Source organism: Glaciimonas sp. PAMC28666, from assembly GCF_016917355.1.
Taxonomy (GTDB): Bacteria; Pseudomonadota; Gammaproteobacteria; order Burkholderiales; family Burkholderiaceae_D; genus Glaciimonas.
This window is the reverse complement of the sequence record NZ_CP070304.1, coordinates 4,269,785-4,296,171: the sequence shown is the minus strand read 5'-3', so window position 1 is coordinate 4,296,171 and position 26,387 is coordinate 4,269,785. Positions and strand designations below refer to the sequence as shown.

The window sequence follows — 26,387 nt, the reverse complement described above, 5'->3', positions numbered from 1 at the left end:
CGGACTTATGGATAGACCGCTTGCTTATTCCATCGCCCCTCCATGGCTGTTGGCAAGTCTGGCGCGAACGAAACCAATGTGTTCTCGCAATACGTAAAATTGATCGGCAAAAGCCAGCGGCATTTTCATGCGATTGACGGATTCTTCAATCTGATCGATCCGTCGCAGCATCTCGGCACGCTCTTCCGGTGTTTCCGCTATGGCTCCGCGCTCCAGCGCAATCAACGATCCGTACCACCGATAAATGCGTGATTTTATGCGCCAGCCATAGAGCATCGGAACCAGCCGGAAGGCAGGAATCAATAGAAGAATCAGGGGCAGCAATATCACCACCGTGCGATCAACCAGACTGGCCAGCCAAAATGGCAACGTCCGATAGAAAAACCCTTTGCCCGACTTATAGTAACGGGTAGCGTCATCGCTGATACGAAACTCGTGTACCAACGGCGCAGGAAATTCATTGGCGCGCTGTAATACGTTTGCGCCGCTATGCACTTCCTTTAAAGCGTCAATGAGCAGGTCCGATAAGGCGGGATGCAAACCATCGCGCGCAATCAACTCGGCAGTCGGCGCGATGAGCTGAATGTCGTGGCTCGGAATATTTCGGCCCAAATCAAATACGCCCTTCGGAATCTTTAATTCGTTCAAATAGGTGAAGCGGCGGGCATAGGCACCGGCTTGTGCGAAATCCACCAGATGGATACCAGGGGTGCGTAATAGCTTTCCCATCGTTGGCGGCGCGGCGGAATCGCCCATCAGAAATGCAGCGTCGATATTGCCATCCGTGAGCGCTTTGGCAGCCTCGTCACCGCCCATATCGAGTAGCGTGGTCTTGCCTCCGGCCACAATACCGTTCGCCTTCAAAAGCGTCAGGGCCAACACCCGCGATCCACTTCCTTGCAGGCCGATCGCCACACGTTGGCCTTTTAGTTCGGAGAGCCGGTCAATTGTCTTGTCGCCGCGATAAAACACCGAAACAGGCACATACGCAACACTTCCCAATGACATCAGATTATCGGTGGACATGTTCTCCCCCAAACCGCCCTGGACAAACCCAATATCTACACCGGTGGTCGGATCGTTAAGTTTTTTGAGATTATCCAGCGATCCTTCGGAGGTCACTATCTTCAATTGAATACCATTACGCGCTAATATCTTGCGGTATTTTTGAGCATCATTCCAAAAGGTGCTGTGTTCAGGTCCGGTCGTGATCGTGATCGATTTAGGCGGTGCCGGATTGATTAGCCAGATCGCCAACCAGATCCCCACGAGCCCCAGCAAAACGATCGGACCGAAACTGATCGCAAGATCGCGCCAGGAGATCGCGACAAATCGCGCCTTGATGGTTTTAACGGATTGCTTATATTCGGATGCTGTATGTTGTGTCGCCATGCCGCTATTTTAACGTTGAAAGCGTCCGCTGCAAAAACTGTTCTGCATTCGGTTCGACCGGCGAACGTCGCAACAAGCCCCATGAGAGACGTGCTAGCGGGCATTGCACCCAGCGGTAGAATGCAGCGCCTGCCACAATACTTGCCATCCACGCAACCAACATACCCGCCGCCTGCAATAGCGGGCTGGTCGTCACAAAGCGCGTGAAAATTGCATTCACAACCAGACAAACCGGAAAATGCACCAGAAATATTCCATAGGAGATATTTCCCCACCCATGAAACATGGACCATCCGTAGCGTGATTGTCGCTGGCCAGTGCTGCGTTGGAGAAGTCGGGTGCTGCATCTGCTGATTAAGACCAAAGCACAGGCGATGATCAGGGCAACAGCGATCCGGCTACGAAAATCCAATAGCAATGCACCTGTTGCGGGCACCAGGATCGCTAGCAGCAGGAGCGACACAGCCGTACGTGGCCGCGCTGGATCACGCGCCCACCACGCAATGATACCTAAACCGTAACTTCCAAAAAAATAGACCGCCCAGGCGTCCCAGCGGGCATCGCGATTGAAGTATAAAAGTGATACGCAAACGCCGCTAATAATAATCCCCGGCACCAGCCACGGCAAATTGCGTTGCGCAGCCAGCTTGCCCGAAAACCACAACAACAACGTCAGCAACGCATACAGCTGAAAATCAATTGCAACATACCACGCGCCTGCCGATACCGATTCATAACCCAATACGGTATGCAGCAATAGCGCATGCGCTGCGAGTTGCGGCAAGGTCGGCATCGCCGAAATGGACGAATGTGTCATCCACATACCGGCCAGGGCGGAAGCGCCAACTGCGAGTCCGGTCGCGACCAGAAAGGGCGGCACCAACCGGATATAACGCCGCCACACGGTACGTAAGGGTGCAACAACCCCCGGTGCGCCTTTTGGGGATAGCGAGTTAGCGGCTAGAAATCCACTGGTAACAAGGAAAACTTGTACCGCGATGCGGGCGTAAGACTCCAGCCAGCCGATGAAACCAGGGGCCAGAGGTCTGACGTAATCCGACATTGGGCCGTAGAACGCCAGGTGATGCAGCACTATTAATTGCGCGGCAATGATTTTCAGGAAGTCGATGAAGCCGCTTTGAAAACTGTGACGATTGCTAGCATTCAAGGCTGCATTCGATGACGCGTGTAAGGGCGTAAGACCGCGCATTGTTTCTTATTATTATGACGATGGACGCTCATCATACTGTTTATGCCGAAGCTGTCCAGTAAATTAATTTTTATACCTGACATTGCCGCAATGACAATGTTTTTGGAGCACGTCGACAACAGACGATCGAAGAACCGCATACCAGCATTATTTGAGATAATGTGCCTCGAAAACGAACTTTTGCCGCGAAGTTTGCCACCAGCAGAGAATCCACCATTCCACGATGAATCCCGACCACTTAGCGCTTTTAGTCAGCCGCGAAATGCCCTTTGGAAAATACAAAGGTCGCCTTATTGCCGATTTGCCGGGCCATTATTTGGGGTGGTTTGCACGTGAAGGCTTTCCGTCAGGCGAACTAGGAGGATTATTAGCGCTGATGTACGAGCTCGATCACAACGCGCTTACCCACTTGCTAGACCCGCTGCGGACGCCGTGTAACGGACGCCGTGTAACGGACGCCATGTAGCAGACGCCCTAAAACGAAAATGATCAAGCAAAGTTGAGTTAGCGTTTTTCGATTTTCTTACGAAATTCTCTTCGTACGATCGCATTGCTGAAGCGTTGGATTTGCTCATCGGTGACAGGAACCAACGGCGCCACAGGAATAGGCTTACGATGTTCGTCGACCGCAACCATGGTGAAATAGCAACTATTGGCATGTCGCACCAGGCGCTTCTGAATATTTTCTGTAACGACTTTGATGCCAATTTCCATTGACGTGGTCCCGGTATAGTTGACCGAGGCCAGAAAAGTCACCAGCTCACCAACGTGGATAGGTTCGCGGAACACCACTTGATCGACCGATAGCGTCACCACATAAGTAGCAGAATAGCGGCTGGCGCATGCGTAAGCCACGCTATCGAGGTATTTAAGTACCGTGCCGCCGTGAACGTTGCCCGAAAAATTAGCCATATCGGGGGTCATCAACACGGTCATCGTGAGTTCGTGCGAGGGAGAAGCGATCATAATTCCGTACCTTTTAAGATAATACAAATTCTTTTGGACTGGACCGCGTAAGCGATCACAATCTATTTTTTGTATTATGCCGCAGATGTGGTATCCGGCACGGCAAACCCGCCGACCCTCGCCCATGATTCATCGATCATAACGGTCAAATAGGGTTGGTGCGGCTAAAAAACGACACTCGCTGGCCTACTTACCCGTCCGACTCCCAGGCACCGCTCAAAACTTTAGAGGCTTCACATACCCGGTCAATTCAAAGTAGCCGCGGCCCGCGCGCTTACCCGCCCGGCTGACCGTGACCCCGCCTTCCCAATATACTGATCCGGTTGACTGGCGCGAATCAAGCTCCTGATCGTCTTGCAATGGGTTTAGCAGCCATTCGAGCGATCCGGTGCGCAACATGGATTGCACCGGATAACTGGCACCGGTGCGGGGCGAGCGCCAGTTGCGTTGAGGTGAAAAGCTGACCTGATCCTGATTAAATTGGGTGACTTTCCCATCGGCATCGCGCAAAACGGCGTGCGCCCAGACTTTGGCACCGTCACGGCTACGAATCTGAAATCCCATTAAGGCCCCGCCATCATCCAGATTTGCCCCCAACCAATCCCAACCAGAGGCATCCTTGGCTAACACGCTGGTCGACCACTCGTGATCGAGCCACGCCGTGCCAGTGACTGGTTGCTCGCGGCCAGCGCGCGTCACCGTGCCACTCACGCGCAACTGTGGTTCACTATAGTAATAACTGGCCTGCGCTGGCAACGGTCCCTTGCGTGAGTAACCATGCTCTCCTTGCAGCAACGGCATTTGGGTCGGGGTTAACGCAAACTTGAGTGTGAAATCCCGCGCTTCAACGCTGACGTCATAATGACCGTCAGGGTTGCGCACCAGTCGCCAGTTATCCAGCGCAACATCGGTATTGCCGACCTTGGCGTAGGCAAGACCGAAACCGGCGCGAGCGCTTTTTTGATCGTGTAGTAACTTCCCTACCTCAGGGTCGGATAGCGCGGCATGCGCAATAATTAACTGCGTTGGTGCAAAAGCACTCGGATTAGCGCGATCATGCTCTGTGGCAGAGCGAAAAAAAGTTATCTGGAATCCAAGCGGTTTACCTTCAAGTGTGGTGAGCCATCCGGTCGCGTACCACCACTCAGTGCGAAAATCCGGGTGCGCGCCGGTATCTTGCGGCAGTGTCACCATTCCGTCCGAGGTTACCCGCGCAAATCGCGGTGGCGCAGCCTTTACGACATGCATGGTCGCCAGCGCTCCTATGATCAGCATGGTGAAAAGGCTTCCAAGCCAGCGCCGACAAGTGGTGTCCATTACCAGTCCTCCTTCACGGCGCGCACTGCATCGATGGCCACCGCCCGCTGCCCCGCCACCACCGCTGTGATCGTGGCAGAAATGAGAAGCAACAATGCGACCGAACCAAGACTGCGCCACGGCATATGCAGCTGCATGGTCCAGTGAAACGACTGCGGGTTAACAATAAAAACCAGGATCAGGCTGATTGTCCATCCCAACAAGAAACCCACCGCAATCCCAGCCGCAGTCAACAAACCGCCTTCCACGGCCAACACGCCCAGAATCTGCCGCCGCGTGACGCCGACGTGACGCAGCATGCCAAATTCCTGTGTGCGCGCCAGGGTCTGCGCCGAAAACGTCGCGGCCACACCAAACAGCCCGATCACAATCGCGACGATCTCCAGCAAATAGGTGACTGCAAAACTACGATCAAAGATTTTAAGACTCGTGTCGCGAATGTCGCCGGGAGTGGAAAACTCCAACAACTTGCCGAAGGGCAATCTGCGCATCGCAGCGATTACCGCAGTGAGTTGCGCACCATGCTGCAATGTAATTGCTGCGTCTGTCGCATCGTTATTCCCACTTAGTCGCCGATAGTCACTGAGTTGTAATTCAATCGTTCCGGTTTGGCGTGCATAATCGCGCAGAATGCCCGCTACCACAAAATTTTGTATCGTTACCCCAATCGGCAGCTGGACCCGCTGACCTACCTTATACCCATAACTATCACGCATTGCCTCAGATACCCAGATAGGCAGCGCGTCGGCTGAAATTGCCAAGGGAGGAATGGTCTTGCCAATGAGCGGCAGACTGCGTGCCGGATCGGCAGCGTCAATTTCACGCGCAATGAGCGTCACCGGTGGCCGCGCCGAATCGAGTGCCAGGGTCGAAGTGTGTAAAAACCGGGCGCGCTCCACGCCCGGAATCGCCGCCAGCAAGGCCTGCTCTCCACTTCGCATTGATCCCGTGTCGCCACTAGTGGCGGAGCGTACATATAAATCTGCCGATAGCAATTGTGTCAGCCAATCGTCAACCGAGACCCGAAAACTCGACACCATAATCGCCATCGCTACAATCAAACTAAAGCTCGAAAGGACACCGCCCAACGCGATGGAAGCCTGACCCGGTACGTTGGCCAGACGCGCCACCGCTAAGGTCCAGATTACATTGCTGCGGCCGCCGCACTTTTGCACGACCGGAAATACCAGCGCCGACAAACGCGGCGTCAACGCGATTCCGCCAATCAGCAACAGCGCCACCGCGACGTAGCCAAAAATCGGCAGGTCGAATACCGGCGGCAATTGCGTCAACAGTGCACCCAACAACAAACATAACAACGCTGGCCACGCGGCTGCCAAACGCGCTAACGCGGTTTCTTCGCTACCCGATTTCAATGCGGCAGCCGGGCGCGCACGCGATGCTTCAAGCGCCGGTGCGAGGCTACCGAGCAGCGCGATACCCGTACCAAGCAAGAGAAAAATTCCAGCTGCCGGTGCATCGAACTGCACGCGAGGTTCTACGCCACGAAAAAAACCACCACCCAGATCACCGCCAAAAAAATGCAATGCCGCTGCCGCCATTACATAGCCCAACACCAGCCCTGATAGCGATCCGACGCTACCGAGCAAGCTGCCTTCTAACAACACCTGGCGCAGCAACTGGCCACGTTCAAGACCCATCACCCGTAATAGTGCAAATTGGGCGCGGCGTCGAATCACCGACAGCGCTTGCGTAGAAAACACCAGAAATGCACCCGTAAACAACGCCACCAACGCGAGTACATTCAGATTGACCCGATAAGCACGCGACATATTATTGGTGCGGTCTTCCTGGTCCTGGTTTTCGAGTACCTGCAACCGACCCTGCATCTGCTTTTGAAGTGCAGCGCGAAATGTTTCCCGATTAATGCCGGGTGATAGCCTAAGATCGACGCCGGATAGTTTGCCCAAACGATCAAAGTGCCATTGCGCTGCGCCGATATCCATTACCGCAATCCGCTGCCCTTCCCGCGCACGCGCCACCCCGCCAGCAACGCGCAAGTTGACATTCGTCAAGCCGCTGCGTAATGCGAGGTGATCACCGGGACGCACCTTGAGCCAATCCTGTGCCGCACTGGAAAGAAAGATCGCGTCGTCGGAAAGCGTATCAAATGGATGTTCCGTGCTCGGCACGCCGGTCAGATCCGGCGTGATGAGAGCAGCGCGGAAGACATCGATGCCCAACACTTTCAACGCACTGCGCTGGCCGGGCACCGTCACATCGAGTTCTAATACCGGACTAGCCAGAGCAACGCCTTTTTCGCGTGCAATGGCAGGATATAAGCGTTCGTCGAACAGCGGTTGCACGCCGCGAACCTGAAGATCGGACGCCCCCGACAAACTTCGCGCTGCTGCCGAGAATTCATTGAAGGCCGCACCATTAATTAAGTCTACGGCATAGCCCAAAGACACTCCTAGCGCGATAGCAACAATTGCCACTATCGAGCGCACCGGATGCGCACGCCATTCGGCCATTAACAACCAACGAGATAATCGACGGATGGCATTGAAGCCCGACTTCACCTTTGGCGTCGTCGGCATTTTGCCGCCAGGCTCAGCGATCGCCCGCTTCATTGTTTGATTTTCGAGGACGTCATGCAGCAGCTCGCAAAGGATGCAAGCCGCTTGCCGTCAACACAAGGATACGATCCGCAGTGGCAGCAGCGGCCATAGAGTGGGTAACCATGATGGCTGACGCACCATTGGCCTTGATTTCATTGCGCAATAAGATTAATACCTCATGCGCGGTTTCCGGGTCGAGATTACCGGTAGGCTCATCGGCCAGGATAAGTTTAGGCCGATGCACCAATGCCCTTGCTATCGCCACACGCTGCATTTCGCCACCCGACAATTGCCGTGGAAAGTCGTCTCCCCGCCCCGCCAGGCCGACCGCCGCCAGCATCTCGGTGGCGCGTTCAAAACCCAACCCATTCAATAACAGCGGCAACGCCACGTTTTGTTGCAGGGTCAAATGCGGCAGGACATGAAAGGCCTGAAATATGAAACCCAGTTTTTCTCGGCGCAAGCGTGTCGCAGCATCGTCACTCAGGCTGGACATGGCGACACCGTCTATCAATACCGTGCCCGTATCGGCAATATCGAGCCCTGCGATCAGATTTAACAACGTCGATTTACCGACACCGGAATCCCCCATCACGGCCACGTATTCCCCAGGCTGCAGGGTAAAGTCGAGATGTGCCAGGACAGTTCTCCCGTGCGCATAAGCTTTTTGTAGCCCGCGACATTCCAGCGCGGCAACGAGAGCGCCACTCATGGGTTAACCAGGTCATTCATCGATTTCATTAGCATAGCGGACAAAAATGGATAGAAGATTAGTGAAAAAAGGGTCTGAGAATAGTAGTCAATCACTCTCGATCGCCACGAGTATTAAAAAGCTGTATTAAAGAGCTGCTTTAAACAGCTGCTTTAAAGAGCTATATCAAGGAGCTGTATTTTATTTGCTTACTTTACGAAATGTCAGATTGATGCGGAATTCACCGGTCGATGGATGCAGCCCATTCTTTATCGGCAAGACACCGTGAAAAAAGAGCCGAGCAGGACCGCCCCATACCACGACATCTCCATGCGTCAGCTGCACGCGCTGTGTTTTATCCTCCCGCCGTGGACCGCCAAACTGAAAATTTGCCGGTAACCCGAGCGAAACCGACACAATCGGCGCGCCCAGATCTGGCTCATCCTTGTCTTGATGCAGCGACATCTTTGCGCCTATTGCATAACGGTTAATGAGACAAGCATCCGGTACGAATTCAGGGTATCCAGCACTCATCGCGGCGGCGACAGCCAGGCGCCCTAACGTCTCCGGCATCGGCGGCCACGGCAATCCGGTTTCCGGATCTGTGGTGATGTAGCGATAGCCGGTCCTATCAGCCGTCCAGCCAAATTCCCCACAACTGGTCATCGCTGCCGACATGCGAAATCCGCCCGGTGTCACCATATGACGAAAAGGTGCTTGCCGGGCGATGTCGTCAAGCGCAGCAAAAATCTCAACTTCATAGCGCAAAGCGAAATGTCGCAGTACCACTGCGCCGGGGCAAATGGCTTCTTGCCAGACCCGCCCCTGCTCGGCATCGTCGAATAAATTCAGCGTCATTTGGGTTCACTGGATGTTGTACGGGGTGCAACTGGCGTCATGGAGGGATGAAAATAATCGACCTCACCATTAAACCATCCTCTTATTATCAACGATACAAAGGAGAAGCGCTTCCGGAACCCCTTAATCCCCCATCAGTCGCTGAGGCCATTGGCGCCGGTGGATCAACAGTCCGCACCAGTAACCGGTTTGGGCAATGCCAATATTCTGATTTATAAAAAAAATTTCTTTTTTTTTTCCATTTCAAATAAAAGTGATACACCGGCTTCTTTTTAGTGCCATAACGGTGCTAAATACCAGCGGAAATGACGTCAGCGCACTGATTAAATGCGCCACCGCACCACACTGCATTTACCTTCAATAGTTGTTTGTCATCTAACCGCCGTTTTTGAATTATTGCATGTCCACGGCCATGTATACATCGACGGCGACATCAATTAATATAGTTCCTGTCGAGCAGTTTCACAGCAATCGATACCTGAACCGGCACTAGTTTTTACGACGTCAATTTTCACCAGTTCTACAACTATTATTCAATTAAGGGTCGACAATGGCGAAGCGTTTAGCATCACTGATGGTCACTGGGCTGATGGCTGGCATCGGCGGTTCCGCAACGGCGATGACCATCAATATTTCTCTCGATAACGATCCCGGCAAGCTTGATCCAACCCGCTCATCGATGATCGCCGAACGCATGGTGTATCAAAGTATTTTCGACAAACTGCTTGATCTGGATGAAACCGGCAAGATTATCCCCATGCTGGCCCAGCGTTGGACCGTGTCGGACGATAAAAAAACGTACACCCTATTTCTGCAAAAAGGCGTGAAATTCCAGGATGGCACGCCGTTTAACGCAAAAGCCGTTGAATTTAATTTACGGCGTGGGCAAGAAAATAATTCGCTGCGTAAAAATGATCTCAAATACGTTAAGCAGATCACAGTCGTAGACGATGCGACCATCAAGCTCGAACTGAGCGAACCATTTGCGCCATTTTTGTCGATTCTGACCGACCGCGCGGGCATGATGTCATCGCCCGATGCCGTCAAAAAATTTGGCGAAGACTATGTTAACAACCCGGTCGGCACAGGTCCTTTTATCTATAAGGGACGCCTGAAAGGTGCCACCCTGACACTGGATAAAAACCCGAATTATTGGCAAGCTGGTTTGCCAAAGGCAGATCAGGTAGTCTACAAGATCATGTCAGACGTCAACGTCGCCTTCAACAATCTGCGCAGCGGTCAGGTCGATATCACCAATCGCTTCCCCTACAAAGAACTCAGCAATACCAATGCCGGTGCAAAATATACTGTCATCAACAAGCCATCATTGGGGTTTCGTGGATTCTATTTCAATACGTCAAAACCGCCGTTTGATAAAAAGGAAGTCCGCGAAGCCATCGATATCCTGATTGACCGCGCAGCTATCGCCAAGGTTGTTTATAACGGTGCAGTATCCGCCGGCCATTCCCCATTTAGTAAATCCCAATTCGCCAACGGACCTGCCGACGTACCACCTAAAGTAGATCTGGCAAAAGCCAAGGCCCTCTTAAAAGCCGCCGGTAAAGAAACTGGCTTTTCGTTTCGAATGACGTTGCCGACCACCCCGGAAGAATTGCAGGTTGGTCAAATGGTACAAGGCATGTTGCGCCCCGCCGGCATCAGCGTCACGCTGGAAAAAGCGGATCTCGCTACCCAAATCGAATCCGGCAAAGCAGGGACCTATGAAGCCCTGATGGTCGGCTGGAGCGGCCGCCCCGATCCTGATCAGAATATCTATGATTTTGCGGTCACTAACGGCTCGCTCAATTATTCCAAATACGGCACCAAAGAGGTCGATGCGCTGTTGCAGCAAGCCCGGATCGAAAGTGAAGATGCAAAACGCAAGGTTTTCTATGATAAGGCGATGCAGATTCTGGTGGTTGACGTTCCTTACGTTTACCTGAATCACGACAACGTATTGTTCGGCATTTCAAAGGCAGTCAAAGGGTTCAAATTCGTACCGGACGGCGTCATCAGGACCGTGACCCTTTCTAAATAGCATTCATCGATCGATATCTTAGCCTTTTGGTCAGCCCATGCCGAAAATTTTAAAGCGCATTTCACTTGTGTTGCCAACGTTGTTGCTGGTGAGCATCGTGATTTTTTCGTTGCTTGCCATTCTTCCGGGCGATCCCGTCACTGCCATTCTCGGCCAAGAGGCGACACCAGAAGCAGCCCTTGCTTTGCGTGCGCAACTTGGGCTGGACAATCCAATTTATGTGCAATACGGACATTGGCTTTGGGCGGTTCTGCACGGTGATTTAGGCCGTTCGTTTGTTGATCACTCCCCCGTGGTGGACAGCCTGATGCAACGGTTGCCGGTGACGATTGAACTGGCGTTGGGCAGTTTTCTCGTCGCTGTACTGATTGCCGTGCCCGCCGGAATCATGGCAGCTGCCCGCCCGCGCGGCATTGCCAATTATGTCAGCACATTTATCGCCTTGTTTGGCATGTCGGTACCGCATTTTTGGCTGGGAATGATGTTCATCGTCCTGTTTGCAGTCAAATTGGGTTGGCTTCCTGCCTCTGGCTACGTTCCTTTTTCAGAGGACTGGCATGGCAATTTGCTGGCAATGTTAATGCCCGTGGTGGCAACGGGCCTGCGCGAATCGGCGATCCTGATGCGCATGGTGCGCAGCAGCCTGCTGGAAGTATTGAACGAAGATTACATTCGCACCGCATTCTCTAAAGGCTTAAAAGACTGGCAAGTAGTGATCGGTCATGCCCTACGCAATGCCATGATTCCGGTCGTCACCGCCAGCGGCCTGATGGTTTCGGGCTTACTGGGCGGTTTGGTGATTACTGAAAGCATTTTTGGCATTCCGGGCATGGGAAAAATGATCGTCGACGCAATCTTCCAGCGTGATTATGTCACGGTGCAAGCGGGTGTCATGGCGGCTGCCTTGATGGTCATCATCGTCAATCTTGCGGTAGATCTGCTGTACAGCATGATCGATCCGCGTATCGCTAAATAGAGGATACGCATGAATCAACCTTTAAGCCACAGCATGGACCCGGCACAGACGCCCCCAGCTTTATCGGTGAATGCGCTGCCGCAAATGGTGCGTTTCGCTGCATTGCGGCGCTTTGCCGCTAACCGGCTTGCGGTAGTCGGCGCAGCGATTATTTTGTTATTGATTTTGATCGCGCTGTTTGCCCCGCTCCTGGCAACCCATGACCCTATTTTTGATCAGGACTACGCCAACATCCTTGCGTCTCCCGGTAGCGCCCACTGGATGGGAACCGATGATCTGGGACGGGATATTTTCTCGCGCATGGTGTTTGGGGCGCGCATTTCGTTGCAGGCTGCGCTGATTGCCGTGGGACTCGCCTTCTTTGTCGGCGTTCCAATCGGCATTGCCAGTGGCTATTTCAGAGGTTTTCTTGATGAATGGATCGTCATGCGCGTGGTCGATGCCTTACAAGCCTTCCCCTCGCTGATTCTGGCGCTGGCGCTGGCTGCGGCGTTGGGCGGTGGCTTTTATAACGCAATGGTCGCCATCGGAATTGGCTTCATTCCGGCCTTTATCCGCCTGGCACGCGGCCAGGCAATGGCGATCCGCAATCTCGATTATGTGATGGCGGCGCGCTCGGTCGGTGCCACCGATCTGCGCATTATGCGGCGTTATGTCCTGCCGAATGCAATGGCCCCGCTAGTGATTCAGGCAACCTTTGCGATGGGTTCAGCGATCATTGCCGAAGCCGGATTATCGTATCTGGGAATCGGTGCCCGGCCGGAAGATCCAAGTTGGGGTTCCATGCTGCATATTGCGCAGGGCTACCTGAATACCAATCCAACGCTGGCCTTGTGGCCCGGTATCGCTATTTTTACTGTGGTGCTGGGATTCAATCTTCTTGGCGATGGCATTCGCGAAGTCTTCGACCCCAAATTAAGCCGCTAAAGAGAGCTCATCCATGCTGGAAGTCAACAATCTCAAGGTCGAATTTAAAAGCCACGGCAAATCAGTCGCTCCCGTAGACGGCGTCTCGTTCACGGTCGGCGACAATGAAACGGTCGGCTTGCTCGGCGAATCCGGTTGCGGAAAAAGTGTCACTGCCCTGTCCCTGTTACGCCTGTTTCCCATGGCCAGCAAGCCGCTATTGCAAGGAGAAGTACGCTACAACGGCCGCGATTTACTGGCGGCAAACGATGCCACCATGCGCAGCATCCGCGGGAACCAGATCGCCATGATCTTTCAGGAACCGATGACTTCGCTTAATCCGTTGCATCGTATTGGCACGCAGCTCGGTGAAATGCTACGCATGCATACCAAGCTCGACCGGCAACAGATCAAAACGCAAGTAATCGCGATGCTACAACGAGTCGGACTGTCCCGCGCCACACAACTCGTCGATGATTATCCACATAGCCTCTCGGGCGGTATGCGCCAACGTGTCATGATTGCAATGGCTCTTTTATGCAAGCCCGGTTTACTCATCTGCGACGAGCCAACCACTGCATTGGACGTCACCATCCAGGCTCAGATTCTGGACCTGATGCGCGACCTGCAGCGTGAACAGGGGACCGCCATTTTGATGATCACGCACGATCTCGGCGTGGTGGCTGAAATGTGCGAACGCGTCGTGGTCATGTATGCCGGGCAGGTAGTGGAACAGAGCACGGTCCGCGATCTGTTCGATTCACCGGCGCATCCCTACACCCAGGCGCTCATGCGCGCACGTCCGGCGCTGGATGGCATTCCAGGCCAACCGCTTATGGCGATTCCAGGCGCAGTGCCGCTGCCGGGATCGGTCGCAACCGGCTGTCGCTTCGCGGCCCGTTGTCCCAAGGCAGATGACCGCTGCCGTGCATCAATGCCGCCACTTGAGGCGATTTTCCCCGGGCATATGGCGCGCTGCTGGTATCCGGACTGATGCAGGTGAATCCTTGCTACATCTAATGGAAAACCTAACGACTAGGCCGACGCCAATCTACACAATGCATATTACCTGGACCCCGACACCAACATGAGTATGCCCACTACATCCACCGCACCACTCTTACGCGTCTCCGGGCTGAAAAAGTATTTTGCTTCAGGAACCCGTGGTTCGCCTCCCGTGAAGGCGGTTGATGACGTTTCGTTCGAAATCAACGAAGGCCAAACCCTTGGGTTGGTCGGCGAATCCGGTTGCGGCAAGTCAACCACCGGACGCAGCGTGTTGCGCCTGATTGAGCCAACCGAAGGTGCGGTGAACTTTATGGGGCAAGATCTCGGCGCACTCTCATCCTCCAATTTGCGCGGCATGCGGCGGAACATGCAGATGGTGTTTCAGGACCCGTTTGCGTCGCTTAATCCGCGCATGACGATAGGCGAGGTACTGGAAGAGCCATTAATCGTGCACCAACTGTTCGACCGCGCCACCCGCAAGCGCAAAGTCTCTGAAATCCTCGACGTCGTGGGCTTGAGTCAATCATATGCAGGCCGCCATCCGCATGAGTTTTCAGGCGGACAGCGCCAACGCGTTGGGATCGCTCGCGCTATCATCACACGCCCCAAACTGGTGGTCGCCGATGAAGCAGTGTCGGCGCTGGACGTCTCCATTCAGGCCCAAATTCTGAATCTGCTGTCCGCTCTGCAAAAAGAGCTAGGTCTCACCTATCTGTTTGTTTCCCATGATTTAGCCGTCATCCGGCACGTCAGCGATAGCATCGGCGTGATGTATCTGGGACGCATGGTTGAATACGGCAATTGCGCTTCCGTCTATTCGGCACCGAAACATCCCTACACGCAGGCACTGTTATCCGCCATTCCGCGTGAACACCCTGATCAGGTCCGCCAGCGTATCGTGTTACAGGGAAGTATTCCCAGCCCGACCGCGCCACCGACCGGTTGCCATTTTCATCCCAGATGTGCATCTTGCATGGACATCTGCAAAACGCAGGCCCCGCCGCCAGTGCAGACCGCTCCCGGTGAATATGTGACTTGTCACCTTTATCGATAATTGCCTTGAAAGATTTTATGCCAAGCTTCAACACCAATCATTATCCCTATGCCTCCCGCCGAAGTGCAGTTTTCGCCAACCGCGGCATGGTTGCAACTTCACAGCCGTTAGCTGCACAAGCCGGTCTACAAGTTCTGCAAGCGGGCGGCAACGCCATCGACGCGGCTATTGCAGCCGCCGCCACGCTCAGCGTGGTAGAGCCGACCGCTAACGGTATCGGCGGCGATGCTTTCGCCCTGATATGGCACAAAGGCGCATTGCACGGCCTCAATGCCAGTGGTGCCGCCCCGCAAGCGATTTCACTTGAAGCCTTAAAGGCTGCGGGTCATACCAGCATGCCAAAATATGGCGCGTTGCCGGTCACCGTACCCGGCACCCCGGGCGCATGGGCCAGTATGGCCGCGCGCTTTGGCAAGTTGCCGCTGACCCAATCGATGGCAGGTGCGATCACATTGGCGCAAGAAGGTTTTCCGGTTTCGCCGATGATCGCCGTAGCTTGGGAAAACGCGCATAAGGTGTTCACCGAAAACCTCAAAGAAGACCATTTCAAACCATGGTTTTCTACCTTTTGCCCACAAGGTCGCGCGCCCCGCGCTGGCGAAATCTGGCGGTCGGCAGACCACGCGCAAACGTTGCGCACAATCGCAGAAGATAACGCCGAAAGTTTTTATCGTGGCGCTCTGGCAGAAAAAATTGCCGCCTGTGTGCGCGGCGCTGGCGGCTATCTTGACGTCACCGATCTGGCCGCCTACAAGCCAGAATGGGTCGATCCGATCAGCGCCAATTATCGCGGCTACGATGTATGGGAAATCCCGCCGAATGGTCACGGTCTGGTGGCTTTGCTGGCCCTGAATATTCTAAAAGGATTTGACTTCAGTGAGCGCGACGCCCTGCACACCTATCACCGCCAGATTGAAGCCATCAAGTTAGCCTACGCTGACGGGTTAGCGCATATTGCAGACTCCGGTCACATGCGGGTTTCGGTCAAAGATCTGCTTTCCGACAGTTACGCAGACGAACGCCGTAAATTAATCGGGCAACGCGCTACTCTGCCGGTCGCCGGAGAGCCGCCACGCGGTGGCACCGTATATCTCAGCACCGCCGATAACGAAGGCAATATGGTCTCCTTCATCCAGAGTAACTACATGGGCTTCGGCTCAGGTTTAGTGGTACCCGGCACCGGCATCGGGTTGCACAATCGCGGTAACAACTTCACGCTGGATGCTTCCCATCCAAACTGCCTGGCCCCCGGAAAGCGCCCCTATCACACCATTATTCCCGGTTTCCTTACCAAGGATGGCAATGCCGTCGGACCGTTCGGCGTCATGGGTGGTTTCATGCAACCGCAAGGGCACGTGCAAATGGTCATGAATACGATTGACTTCGGTCTGAATCCTCAATCTTCGCTTGATGCACCGCGCTGGGAATGGGAGAGTAACAACAACGTCAGCATCGAACATACGACGGCGGAACCGCTGTTCCGTGGTTTGAGTAGTCTTGGGCATGATGTAACCTGGTCGGGGAATCAACTCGGCTTCGGTCGCGGCCAGATCATCTGGCGCGATGAACACGGCGTCTTATGCGGTGGTACCGAACCGCGGTCGGATGGCTGCGTGGCTGCCTGGTAACGTTCAGACTGATTTTCGACCCTAGCGAAATCCCATGAAGAAAATTTCGACCACACGCAAACGAACCAATCCGGCGACGTTAGCCGTCCCATCAGCCGCTGGCGGTGAATCGGCTAAATCTGGTTCGTTGCCTGAATACGTCTATGCAAAACTTCGCGAAGACATCTTTGAAATGCGCCTGCTACCGGGGGATCAAATTACGGAGACCGACATTGCGATCTACTTTGAGGTCTCGCGCACGCCAGTGCGGGAGGCCTTACAACGGCTCCAAAGTGACGGTCTGGTCCAAGGTTATGTACGCGGTGGCTGGGAGGTCGTGCCGATCAATTTAAAGCGTTTTGAGGATTTGTACGAATTTCGAAAACTCATCGAAGTACACGCCGTCAATCGTCTTTGTGCCGGACTTGCCGGGGAGCTGGTCGATAATAGTGCCATCAATGGCGCTTTGATCGATAGTCTTAAAGCAGTCTGGTGCGTACCTTTGAGCGAGCGGTTGACTGACGGCCGCCTCGTTGCCGCTTTGGATGAAGCATTCCATCAGACGTTGGTACGCGCAAGCGGCAATCTGGAAATGGCGACCGCCTTTGACCGCCTTACTGACCGTATCCGTATAGTACGGCGCCTGGATTTCGTCTACGGCGATTGCGTGCAATCAACCTACGACGAACATGCGGCTATTCTGGCCCAAATCAGCGCACACGCCAGCGCGGAAGCAAACAGGCTGATCACCGAACACATTGAAGGCAGCCATGCAGAGGTGAATCAAATTACGTTACATAGCCTTCATAGTGCGCGAGCGGCTGCTGCTACCGAACGGGTACGTTACGCGGCGGTGAAGGTGTTGCGAAATGCTTGATCGCTATCGATGGCGCGCGAATTCTTCGCGGCCACAGGTTCCGCCATCACCGCCATGTGATTTAAAGCGGCGACCGCAATGCGTGGCTCCTCCATCGGGTAATGCCAAGGAACTGCGCAAAATGGTGCAACGCATCCTGGTGTTTTCGGGCCACCCAGTTTCAACGCATATCACGGGTCTATATTTCCTACGCGTCTATATTCCCTACGCGTCTATATTAATTGCGCAACATAAATGACATCGCTGACAAACTATTCAATACCCTGACTGCGTATTGAACAGAGGGCGCAGAAAACCCAACACTGACACCATCGATCCTCTCCAATATCGGGAGCTGGCAGAATAGATCGGCCAGCGCAGAACTCTGTGTTTGTAATCTACAGGTGATCGTTGGCTGCAAAACAAAGGCCTGAGCGTCCTCGATATTCTTGAGAGCCGCGTTCGCTCCTTCGGTTAATAACAATGCGGCGCGTTGTGGCGATACGGAATGTCCACTGGTGCTTCCCTGGGCAGTTTTTACGCTAACAAGCGTGGCTTGCGGAAACAGTACCTTTGCCTCATCAACAAACACGTTATCGCCACTCCCAAAAATCACAGGCACGCCGAACTCTCCTGCCACTGCGCCGTAGATACCGGCCTCGCCTAATTCAATTTCATTGAGCCAGACCCGTGCGAAGGCGAAGCTATTAATGGTATGCGCGAGGATACCGCTGCTTTGCGAGCGCCCGTGATAGCCGACCATCATGACTGCATCAACGCCGGTTTCCACTCCGCTCATCATCCCTGCCAAGCGTGGCTTACCCTGAATAGCAATGGCAGAAGGATGCAACAAATCCGGTAACAGATTTCGAAAACTTCCGTGTGAGTCATTCACCAGAACCTCGGTGGCACCGCCAGCAAGCGCCCCATCAATGACCGCATTGGCCTCGAGCGTCATCAGACGTCGGGCGCGTTCATACTCCGGATTACCAGCGCGGGTCTGCTCGGGATGGAACACTCCGGCAACGCCTTCAATATCTACTGAAATCAATATTTTCATTGGGTCAATTTTGAATTAAATAAGATCGGCGGGGGTGCCACCAGAAAGTGTCACATCGCGCAATGCGCTACGCCGATGACCATCACGTCCAATCACCGTTTCAGCAGCAAACAACGCATTCACAATTGCCTGTTCAGTGCTCTCAACCACGGCTTTAAATAAGGGATCAAGCAAGCTATCGTGCAGCATGAAGAATTGTTGGGTAGCGCCATCCGGACGATACGAAATCGTCTGTGCCGTCGAGAACGCCAACGCAATATCGCCGCTCCCGTGTCCGTAGTGAGATCCGGTGCGGCCAAGACCGATACCGCAGCGCTTTGCCAGACGACCCAGTTGACGGGCATCCAGCGGCGCATCGGTCGCAATGATCATAATAATCGAGCCCATTTCCGGACGTTCGTTCTCCGGCGATCCTGTTTGCGTAGCGTCTTGCCTGTGCAGCTGATCGCCGATGCGGATGCCAGCCAGCGTCAAATCGGTCAGCTTGCCGAAATTTGCCAGGACCAGCGCCCCGACGCAATATTGCTGGCCATCAACCCCGCTAATTTTGGCATAGCGCGATGCTGACCCGATACCGCCCTTCAAGTCAAAGCACGACATGCCACGACCGGCACCGACTGCGCCTTGCGCAAATTGCGGCGCCGCGTCGTCCAGTGCTTGTTGATAATGTGCTGCGGTAACAGCCATCGCCTGAATATCATTCAAATAGCCGTCATTGCACTCAAACACCAATGGATTGAGCGTCGGATCGGAGCGCCCTATTTCAGGATTAGCTTTCATCGCAGAAAGGATCTGCGCAGTGGCAACCGTGCCAACCGACATGGTGTTGGTCAATGCTATCGGCGTCTCAAGCACGCCCAGTTCCTGCACCTGTACCAGCCCCATACTTTTGCCGAAGCCATTCAATACCACGGTTGCGGCTGGCACCTTGTCACGGAACGGATCGCCGCCATGCGGGCGAATCACGGTAACGCCAGTTTGTATCGAACCTTGCATCAACGTAGCGTGGCCAACGGTGACGCCCGCTACATCACTGATAGAGTTTGAAGGTCCGGCGGGAAGCGAACCAATGATCGGAGCCATCAACATCAGCGGCGATCAATCTTAGGGTCTAATGCGTCCCGCAAGACATCCCCCAGCAAATTAAAAGCCAGCACCGTGAAGAAAATTGCCAGACTAGGGAAAATCGCAATGTGCGGTGCCGTCATCATGTCGGCACGTGCTTCATTCAGCATCGCGCCCCACTCCGGCATCGGCGGCTGCGCGCCCATGCCTAGAAACGACAGACTGGCCGCGGTGATAATCGAGGTACCGATACGCATCGTGAAATACACCACCACCGCTGATACCGTGCCGGGGAAAATATGCCGCAAGATGATCGTGCGGTCATTCGCACCGATGCTGCGCACCGCCTCAATAAAGGTCAGATGCTTCAACACCAGCGTGTTGCCGCGCACCAGTCGGGCAAAGGTTGGAATGCTGAAAATGGCGACCGCAAAGATGACGTTAGACATGCCGCTACCCAAAATCGCCACAATACCGATAGCCAGCAAAATTCCAGGGAAAGCAAACAATACATCGCAGATACGCATAATGATGCGATCGGCCCAGCCTTCATAATAGCCGGCGATCAGACCAAAGAACGTGCCCACGATTGCGCCCACCGCCACTGAAGAAAAACCGGCAGCCAGAGAAATCCGCGTACCCATCAATATGCGGCTAAAGATGTCGCGCCCCAATGAATCAACTCCGAACCAATGCGCCATTGACGGCCCGGCGTTCAGCGCATCGTAATCAAAATAATTTTCTGCGTCGTAGGGCACCAGATACGGTGCCGCTATCGCCAACACAATCAGAAACAACACAAAGCAACCCGCTGCAACGGCCAGATGCTGCTTCTTGAACTTGCGCCAGAATTCACTCCATGGCGTACGGATAGTTGTCGGCAATGGTGCCAGCACCGCTGCCACAATCGCGGCGCTGGTGACGGATGGAAGATCGCTGGATGGGTTCGACACGGCAGGCCTCACTTGTAACGGATGCTCGGATTGATGACGGCGTACAAAACGTCAACAATCAAATTGATAAAGATAAATTCCAGCGAGAACAATAAAATCTCAGCCTGAATCACCGGATAGTCACGCATGTCCACTGCGTCAATCAGCAGTCGCCCCATACCGGGCCAGTTGAAGACCATTTCCACCACGATCGAGCCGCCTAGCAAAAATCCAAATTGCAGACCCATCATCGTGACGACAGGAATCAGTGAATTACGTAAGCAATGCTTCAGAACGACAACGGTTTCAGAAAGCCCTTTAGCCCGGGCAGTTCGGACAAAGTCTTCTTGTAATATTTCAACAAACGAGGCGCGGGTAAAACGTGCCATCACCGCTGCAACTGCCGCGCCAAGGGTCAGCGACGGTAAAATATAGTGACGCCAGCTATCGGCACCGATGGTCGGTAACCAGCCCAGCTTGACTGAGAACAACTCCATTAACAGCATCCCCAGCGCAAACGCCGGAAACGAAATCCCCGACACCGCCAATGTCATCCCCAGGCGATCAGGCCATTTATTGCGCCATACGGCGGACACAATACCAATAAACAGGCCGAAGATTACCGCCCACACCATGCTGGTAACGGTAAGCCAAAACGTTGGCCAAAACCGTTCTGCGATCTCCTGGCTGACAGGCCGCTTGGTACGGAGCGAATTTCCAAAGTCACCGCGCAAGGCGTTACCGAAATAATTCAAAAATTGCTTATGAATGGGCTTGTCCAGACCAAGATCGTGGCGAATCATCTCCACCGTCTGGAGATCCGCCTCCGGCCCCGCCACCAGCCGCGCAGGATCACCCGGCAGCAGATGCACAAACATAAACACCATGACCGCAACGATCAGTAAGGTCGGTATCAGGCCTATCAGGCGTTTTAACACATAAGGAAACATGGCGCGTTCTGGTAAATGGCGAATCTGCCGTCTCTGCAGAGCCAACCGTGGATTAGTTATCTATAAACGCTCTTGCAACCGATTGTTAACCGGTCTTCCAACCTCTGTATGCAATGTTCCGCAGTGTTTGACGACCATTGCGAGATGGCTCGCAGATATCTTCCTACAGAGTTTTATTCACCGGATGAAAGCAAATGATGATGTTTCATTTCATTCAGTTCCACCCGGCTCACGACGTTTATTTCAATTCGATTTCGTCGAAATTGAACGAGCCGTCAGGCATCACATACATGCCTTTCAGATTCTTGCTACGGGCGTACAACAGCTTTTCGGTCACAAGAAAGGCCCAGGGCGCATCTTTCCAGATTTCCGTTTGGGCATCTTTATATAACGCCGTCTTCTGCACGCGATCGGTGGTTGTGAGTGCATTCGCGATGTCACCGTCCACCTTGGCGCTCTTGTAATACGCAGTATTGAACAATTTGGGCGGAAAAGATTCGGATGCTAACAACGGACGCAAGCCCCAATCCGCTTCGCCAGTGGACGACGACCAGCCTGTGTAATACATCCGCACCGGTGCGGTGGCTGGATTCGGGGCGCTTTCCACTTTCTCCACGCGTTGGCCGGCTTCCAAAGCCATAACCTTTACCTTGATACCAACCTGCGCCAACTGTTGTTGCACGAACTGAATGATCTTTTGCGCTGTGGTGTGGTTATAGGCTGACCACAACTCGGTTTCGAACCCGTTTGGATAACCCGCTTCGGTCAGCAGTTGCTTAGCCTTTTTTACATCGTACGGCCACGGCCCGGTTTTCAGCGCGTAATCCACGCCTTGTGGCAACACGCCATCCTGCGGCACGGCATAACCGTTAAATGCGACTTTCACCAACGCTTGCTTATTGATGGCGTAGTTGATTGCTTCGCGCACTTTGGGATTATCAAACGGTTTTTGCTGCGTGTTCATCGAGATATAACGTTGCACAATCGATGGTGCCGAAATCAGGTCCAGATTGGTTTTACTCTTCAACAAATCGGCTTGCTCATATGGCAGCGGAAACGCAAACTGTGCCTCACCGGTTTGCATAATCGCACTGCGGGTATTGTTATCGATGACCGGCTTCCAGGTAATGCTATCAATCTTTGGATAGCCCTTTTTCCAATACCCGTCGAATTTGCTGACCTTCAGGTAATCCGTCTGTTTCCATTCCACAAATTTGAAAGGGCCAGTACCGACCGGATGAAAAGCAATTTCTTTATTCCCGTATTGCTTCAACGCAGTCGGTGAAATCATCGCAGCAGAAGAATGGGCCAGTGTATTAATAAAAGGTGAGAAAGGCTCTTTTAACGTAATCTTCGCTTCGTAGTCATTGACCACATCGACCTTCGCAATCCGGTTGAACAGGTTAAAGCGCTTTAATTTATTATCCGGATTAATCACCCGCTCCAGTGACATTTTGACTGCATCCGCCTTGAAATCGGTTCCATCCTGAAACTTTACGTTTTTGCGCAGACGAATGGTGTACACCAGACCATCCTTGCTGACGTCATACCCTTCTGCCAGCACATTCACCAATTTCAGATCTTTATCGAAACCAAACAAACCCTGGTAAAACGACTTGATCACCGCTTGCGACAACGTATCGTTGCTATCGTATGGGTCCAAGGTAGTAAAGGTCGACGCAACCGCCAGCGTGACATCTTTGGCAGCAAAAGCCTGGCCAGCGGCAAGCTGCGCCGCCAGTGCGACTGCGGTGCTAACTAAAACTTTACCAATCGGTTTTCCGTAAAAATGTCGCGCTGCAAGCATGTTATTTCCCCTGGTTCAGATGTAAATGAAGATGATGTGGCAAATGACGTAATAGGTGATGACTAAAGAAAAAACGAACAATGAAAACTGCCTGAAGACGAAGACTTCCCCTTTAAAAAGCACCGCCTACCTTGTGCATGGCGACAAAGTGTCCCGGTCCCACTTGCTTTAGCGGCTCCACCAAAGGCAGATCGCCGACGGCACGAATCGGGCTTGGAATCTCGTCCTGTTGCAACGCTCGCTTGCGATGACGTTGGGTCGGATCAGCAACCGGCACCGCGGCCATCAGCTTGCGGGTATAAGGATGTTGCGGATTTTCAAAGATCGCACGCCGCGGTCCGATCTCTACAATTTGCCCCAGATACATCACCGCCACCCGATGACTGACGCGCTCCACCACTGCCATGTCATGCGAAATGAAGATAAATGAAATACCTAATTCTTGTTGCAAATCCAGCAGCAGGTTCACAATCTGCGCTTGTATCGATACATCCAATGCCGATACGGACTCGTCCGCAATCACTATCTTGGGATTCAGCGCCAAAGCACGGGCGATACAAATACGTTGACGCTGTCCACCCGAGAATTCGTGCGGATAGCGCTGTGCATGCTCTGGCAACAAACCCACGCGCTCCAACAAATAGGCGACCCGCTCCTGTGCGCCCTCGGCCATCCCATGTACCAACAGCGGTTCCATGATGGAATATCCGACCGTCAAGCGTGGATCAAGGGACGCAAACGGGTCTTGAAAAATAAATTGTATTTCACGTCGCAAAGATCGCAACTCAGAACGTGGCAATGTTGCCAGATCGCGATCTCCGAACTCAACGCTTCCGCTCGTGATATCCACCAAACGCAGCAAGGAACGCCCAGTCGTTGATTTACCGCAGCCCGACTCGCCAACCAGCGCCAGCGTCTCGCCGGGATAAAGATCAAAACTGATTTGTTCGACTGCATGCACACGCTGTTTGACGCGACTGAAAATCCCGCTTTTTATATCGAAGCGTGTCGTCAGATTGCGAACTTTCAGCAGCGGCTGCTGGGTTGAATCAGCCCCTGGAATTGATCGCAGCGAGCGCACAATGTGGGCTTCAGCCGCCAACTCCGCTGTCACCGGTGGAACAGCTCCGGCGATGGCAATCCGTTCCGGCAGGTCTGTCCCGTGCATCGCGCCGAGACGCGGCACCGCTGCCAATAGCGCGCGAGTGTAGGGGTGCTGCGGCGCTGCAAAGATGGCATGCACATTACCCTCTTCAACCTTCTCGCCCTGCCGCATCACAACTACTCGGTCCGCGATCTCTGCCACAACGCCCATATCGTGCGTGATGAACATGACGGCCATCTGCATTTCGTCCTGCAAGGCACGGATCAATTGCAATATCTGCGCCTGAATGGTCACATCCAGCGCCGTGGTAGGCTCGTCTGCAATCAACAACGATGGCTTGCAAGACAGCGCCATCGCAATCATCACCCGTTGCCGCATACCACCGGATAATTGATGTGGATGGCGGTCCAGAATACGACGTGCCTCAGGTATCCGCACGATCTCCAGCATCCGCAATGCCTCGGCCCGTGCGGCCGAAAAATCCTTACCCTGATGCAAGCGGATCGATTCAGCAATTTGCTCGCCCACCGTAAATACGGGATTGAGCGACGTCATCGGTTCCTGGAAAATCATCGCAATTTCCGCACCGCGGATGTGCCGCATGGTAGTCTGATCGGCCTTCGCCAGATCAATCGCACTTCCATTACGACGATGGAACTCCATCCGACTGGTATCGGCAATTTTGCCGCCGCCATAATCGATCAGCCGCATGATCGCTTGAGAAGATACCGACTTGCCCGAACCCGATTCACCCACGATGGCCAGCGTTTCGCCAGCGTCAATATGGAATGACAGCTTGCGAACCGCCTCTACCGTGCGCTCCGAAGTAACAAAACTGACACCCATTTGATCGACGCTCAGTACGCGTCGTCCTGGCGTATTGACCGGGGTAATACCTGAGGTATTTCCTAAAGCATTCGCAGAACCTTCCGTGCCCGTGGCTAAAGGCGCAACCGGCACCATCGGGGTTGACGTCGGGGCGCTCATAAGCTATCTGACTGATAGATGGCCGTCACCACAGAGCTGCCCACTCTGGCGACCCCGCGATACATGCCTTCGGTATTAAACGGGAACGCCACATTTCCCTGGGCGTCAATGGCAATCAAACCACCACGCCCGTTATAGCGCGGCAGCAACGTCATCACAACCTGTTCGGCTGCGTCGTGTAATGAACATCCCGCATATTCCATCCGGGCAGAAATGTCATAGGCAGCGACGGTCCGCATAAAGGCCTCCCCTGTTCCAGTAGCTGAAATAGCCGCGGTCCGATTGTTGGCGTAACAACCCGCCCCGATCAGCGGCGTATCGCCCACCCGGCCTACACGTTTATTCGTAATTCCGCCGGTCGACGTCGCCGCTGCAAGGTTGCCGTGCACATCAAGCGCCACCGCACCCACGGTTCCAAATTTGTTATCCGGATCGATAGGCGCAATCTCGGCGGCCTCGCTGGTGGCATCATGATCCAGCAACATCATGCCGTCCTGTTTACGTGCACGCAGCCATTGCGCATGGCGGGCCTCGGTATGGAAATAGGCTGCATCCACCACAGCGACGCCATTATCGGCCGCGAAATTTTCCGCACCTGCACCGACTAACAAAATGTGCTCGCTGTGCTCCATCACAGCACGCGCGGCCAGAATTGGGTTACGCAGATGCGCGACACTGGCGACAGCGCCAGCCGCCAACGTTGCGCCATCCATGATCGCAGCATCCAGCTCATGCGTTCCTGCGCTGTTATAAACAGCGCCTTTCCCGGCATTGAACAACGGACAATCTTCCAGCATGCTGACCGCCTTGGTCACGGCATCAAGCGCGCTGCCACCATCCGCCAGCATTTTTTGTGCGGCCTTAAGAATGTCGCTCAACGCGTCGCGATACGCCTGTTCCTGCTCGGTGTTCATCGCGCTGCGCAAGATCGTCCCTGCGCCGCCGTGGATGGCAATCGTCGCAATCGCACCACGATTTAAACTGTGCAGACTATCCGCACTATGAACACTAGTCGCAGCG

The 26,387-nt window shown here is 53.9% G+C and carries 22 protein-coding genes; 8 read left to right on the top strand and 14 right to left on the bottom strand.

Going from position 1 to position 26,387, the window contains the following annotated elements:
• Positions 1 to 24: 24 nt before the first annotated feature.
• Positions 25 to 1,392: a TAXI family TRAP transporter solute-binding subunit gene (locus JQN73_RS18265; protein WP_205320383.1), complete on the bottom strand. Its 1,368-nt coding sequence runs from the start codon at positions 1,390 to 1,392 to the stop codon at positions 25 to 27.
• A 4-nt stretch (positions 1,393 to 1,396) separates the two neighbouring features.
• Positions 1,397 to 2,602 (bottom strand): acyltransferase, encoded by a 1,206-nt coding sequence (locus JQN73_RS18260; protein ID WP_205320382.1) that lies wholly within the window; start codon positions 2,600 to 2,602, stop codon positions 1,397 to 1,399.
• Positions 2,603 to 2,825: 223 nt separating this feature from the next.
• Here JQN73_RS18260 and JQN73_RS18255 point away from each other — a divergent pair, with 223 nt between their 5' ends.
• Positions 2,826 to 3,068 (top strand): DUF3820 family protein, encoded by a 243-nt coding sequence (locus tag JQN73_RS18255; protein ID WP_205320381.1) that lies wholly within the window; start codon positions 2,826 to 2,828, stop codon positions 3,066 to 3,068.
• A gap of 38 nt (positions 3,069 to 3,106) precedes the next feature.
• Here the strand turns inward: JQN73_RS18255 and JQN73_RS18250 are convergent, their stop codons facing one another.
• The 5 genes from JQN73_RS18250 to alkB all read right to left on the bottom strand — a co-directional run bounded on the left by JQN73_RS18250 (position 3,107) and on the right by alkB (position 9,016).
• A complete protein-coding gene (locus JQN73_RS18250; protein ID WP_205320380.1) occupies positions 3,107 to 3,568 on the bottom strand; it encodes an acyl-CoA thioesterase in 462 nt (153 codons plus the stop codon).
• A gap of 216 nt (positions 3,569 to 3,784) precedes the next feature.
• Complete coding sequence (locus JQN73_RS18245; protein WP_370551257.1) at positions 3,785 to 4,885, bottom strand: lipocalin-like domain-containing protein; 1,101 nt, start codon at positions 4,883 to 4,885, stop codon at positions 3,785 to 3,787.
• The gene (locus JQN73_RS18240; RefSeq protein WP_205323454.1) at positions 4,885 to 7,446 is read right to left on the bottom strand and encodes an FtsX-like permease family protein; all 2,562 of its coding nucleotides are present in this window, start codon (positions 7,444 to 7,446) and stop codon (positions 4,885 to 4,887) included. The genes JQN73_RS18245 and JQN73_RS18240 overlap by 1 nt, the downstream gene beginning before the upstream one ends.
• Positions 7,447 to 7,498: 52 nt before the next feature.
• Positions 7,499 to 8,179 carry an ABC transporter ATP-binding protein gene (locus tag JQN73_RS18235; protein ID WP_205320379.1) on the bottom strand — a complete coding sequence of 227 codons (681 nt, stop codon included), beginning with the start codon at positions 8,177 to 8,179 and terminating at the stop codon, positions 7,499 to 7,501.
• A 180-nt stretch (positions 8,180 to 8,359) separates the two neighbouring features.
• Complete coding sequence (alkB, locus tag JQN73_RS18230) at positions 8,360 to 9,016, bottom strand: DNA oxidative demethylase AlkB (protein WP_205320378.1); 657 nt, start codon at positions 9,014 to 9,016, stop codon at positions 8,360 to 8,362.
• A 550-nt stretch (positions 9,017 to 9,566) separates the two neighbouring features.
• Here alkB and JQN73_RS18225 point away from each other — a divergent pair.
• The 7 genes from JQN73_RS18225 (at position 9,567) to JQN73_RS18195 (ending at position 17,482) form a co-directional block, all read left to right on the top strand.
• The gene (locus JQN73_RS18225; RefSeq protein ID WP_205320377.1) at positions 9,567 to 11,054 is read left to right on the top strand and encodes an ABC transporter substrate-binding protein; all 1,488 of its coding nucleotides are present in this window, start codon (positions 9,567 to 9,569) and stop codon (positions 11,052 to 11,054) included.
• A 37-nt stretch (positions 11,055 to 11,091) separates the two neighbouring features.
• Positions 11,092 to 12,030 (top strand): ABC transporter permease, encoded by a 939-nt coding sequence (locus tag JQN73_RS18220; RefSeq protein ID WP_205320376.1) that lies wholly within the window; start codon positions 11,092 to 11,094, stop codon positions 12,028 to 12,030.
• A 9-nt stretch (positions 12,031 to 12,039) separates the two neighbouring features.
• The gene (locus JQN73_RS18215) at positions 12,040 to 12,957 is read left to right on the top strand and encodes an ABC transporter permease (RefSeq protein WP_370551256.1); all 918 of its coding nucleotides are present in this window, start codon (positions 12,040 to 12,042) and stop codon (positions 12,955 to 12,957) included.
• 13 nt (positions 12,958 to 12,970) lie between these two features.
• Complete coding sequence (locus tag JQN73_RS18210; RefSeq protein ID WP_205320375.1) at positions 12,971 to 13,930, top strand: ABC transporter ATP-binding protein; 960 nt, start codon at positions 12,971 to 12,973, stop codon at positions 13,928 to 13,930.
• 93 nt (positions 13,931 to 14,023) lie between these two features.
• Positions 14,024 to 14,998, top strand: coding sequence for an ABC transporter ATP-binding protein (locus tag JQN73_RS18205; protein WP_240162321.1), 975 nt, complete (start codon positions 14,024 to 14,026; stop codon positions 14,996 to 14,998).
• Between the two features lie 17 nt (positions 14,999 to 15,015).
• Positions 15,016 to 16,626, top strand: a complete 1,611-nt coding sequence (locus JQN73_RS18200; protein WP_205320374.1) for a gamma-glutamyltransferase family protein — start codon at positions 15,016 to 15,018, stop codon at positions 16,624 to 16,626.
• A 34-nt stretch (positions 16,627 to 16,660) separates the two neighbouring features.
• Positions 16,661 to 17,482, top strand: a complete 822-nt coding sequence (locus tag JQN73_RS18195) for a GntR family transcriptional regulator (protein ID WP_205320373.1) — start codon at positions 16,661 to 16,663, stop codon at positions 17,480 to 17,482.
• 217 nt (positions 17,483 to 17,699) lie between these two features.
• Here the strand turns inward: JQN73_RS18195 and JQN73_RS18190 are convergent, their stop codons facing one another.
• The 7 genes from JQN73_RS18190 to JQN73_RS18160 form a co-directional block, all read right to left on the bottom strand.
• Complete coding sequence (locus JQN73_RS18190) at positions 17,700 to 18,521, bottom strand: M55 family metallopeptidase (RefSeq protein WP_205320372.1); 822 nt, start codon at positions 18,519 to 18,521, stop codon at positions 17,700 to 17,702.
• Between the two features lie 15 nt (positions 18,522 to 18,536).
• The gene (locus JQN73_RS18185; protein WP_240162320.1) at positions 18,537 to 19,604 is read right to left on the bottom strand and encodes a P1 family peptidase; all 1,068 of its coding nucleotides are present in this window, start codon (positions 19,602 to 19,604) and stop codon (positions 18,537 to 18,539) included.
• A 5-nt stretch (positions 19,605 to 19,609) separates the two neighbouring features.
• On the bottom strand, positions 19,610 to 20,494 hold the full coding sequence (gsiD, locus tag JQN73_RS18180; protein WP_205323451.1) for a glutathione ABC transporter permease GsiD: 885 nt from the start codon (positions 20,492 to 20,494) through the stop codon (positions 19,610 to 19,612).
• 53 nt (positions 20,495 to 20,547) lie between these two features.
• Positions 20,548 to 21,468 carry a glutathione ABC transporter permease GsiC gene (gene gsiC / locus JQN73_RS18175; RefSeq protein ID WP_205320370.1) on the bottom strand — a complete coding sequence of 307 codons (921 nt, stop codon included), beginning with the start codon at positions 21,466 to 21,468 and terminating at the stop codon, positions 20,548 to 20,550.
• A gap of 238 nt (positions 21,469 to 21,706) precedes the next feature.
• Complete coding sequence (gene gsiB / locus JQN73_RS18170; protein ID WP_205320369.1) at positions 21,707 to 23,275, bottom strand: glutathione ABC transporter substrate-binding protein GsiB; 1,569 nt, start codon at positions 23,273 to 23,275, stop codon at positions 21,707 to 21,709.
• Positions 23,276 to 23,387: 112 nt separating this feature from the next.
• A complete protein-coding gene (locus JQN73_RS18165; RefSeq protein WP_240162602.1) occupies positions 23,388 to 25,226 on the bottom strand; it encodes a dipeptide ABC transporter ATP-binding protein in 1,839 nt (612 codons plus the stop codon).
• A gap of 137 nt (positions 25,227 to 25,363) precedes the next feature.
• Positions 25,364 to 26,332 carry an isoaspartyl peptidase/L-asparaginase family protein gene (locus JQN73_RS18160; protein ID WP_255542237.1) on the bottom strand — a complete coding sequence of 323 codons (969 nt, stop codon included), beginning with the start codon at positions 26,330 to 26,332 and terminating at the stop codon, positions 25,364 to 25,366.
• Between the last annotated feature and the right edge of the window lie 55 nt (positions 26,333 to 26,387).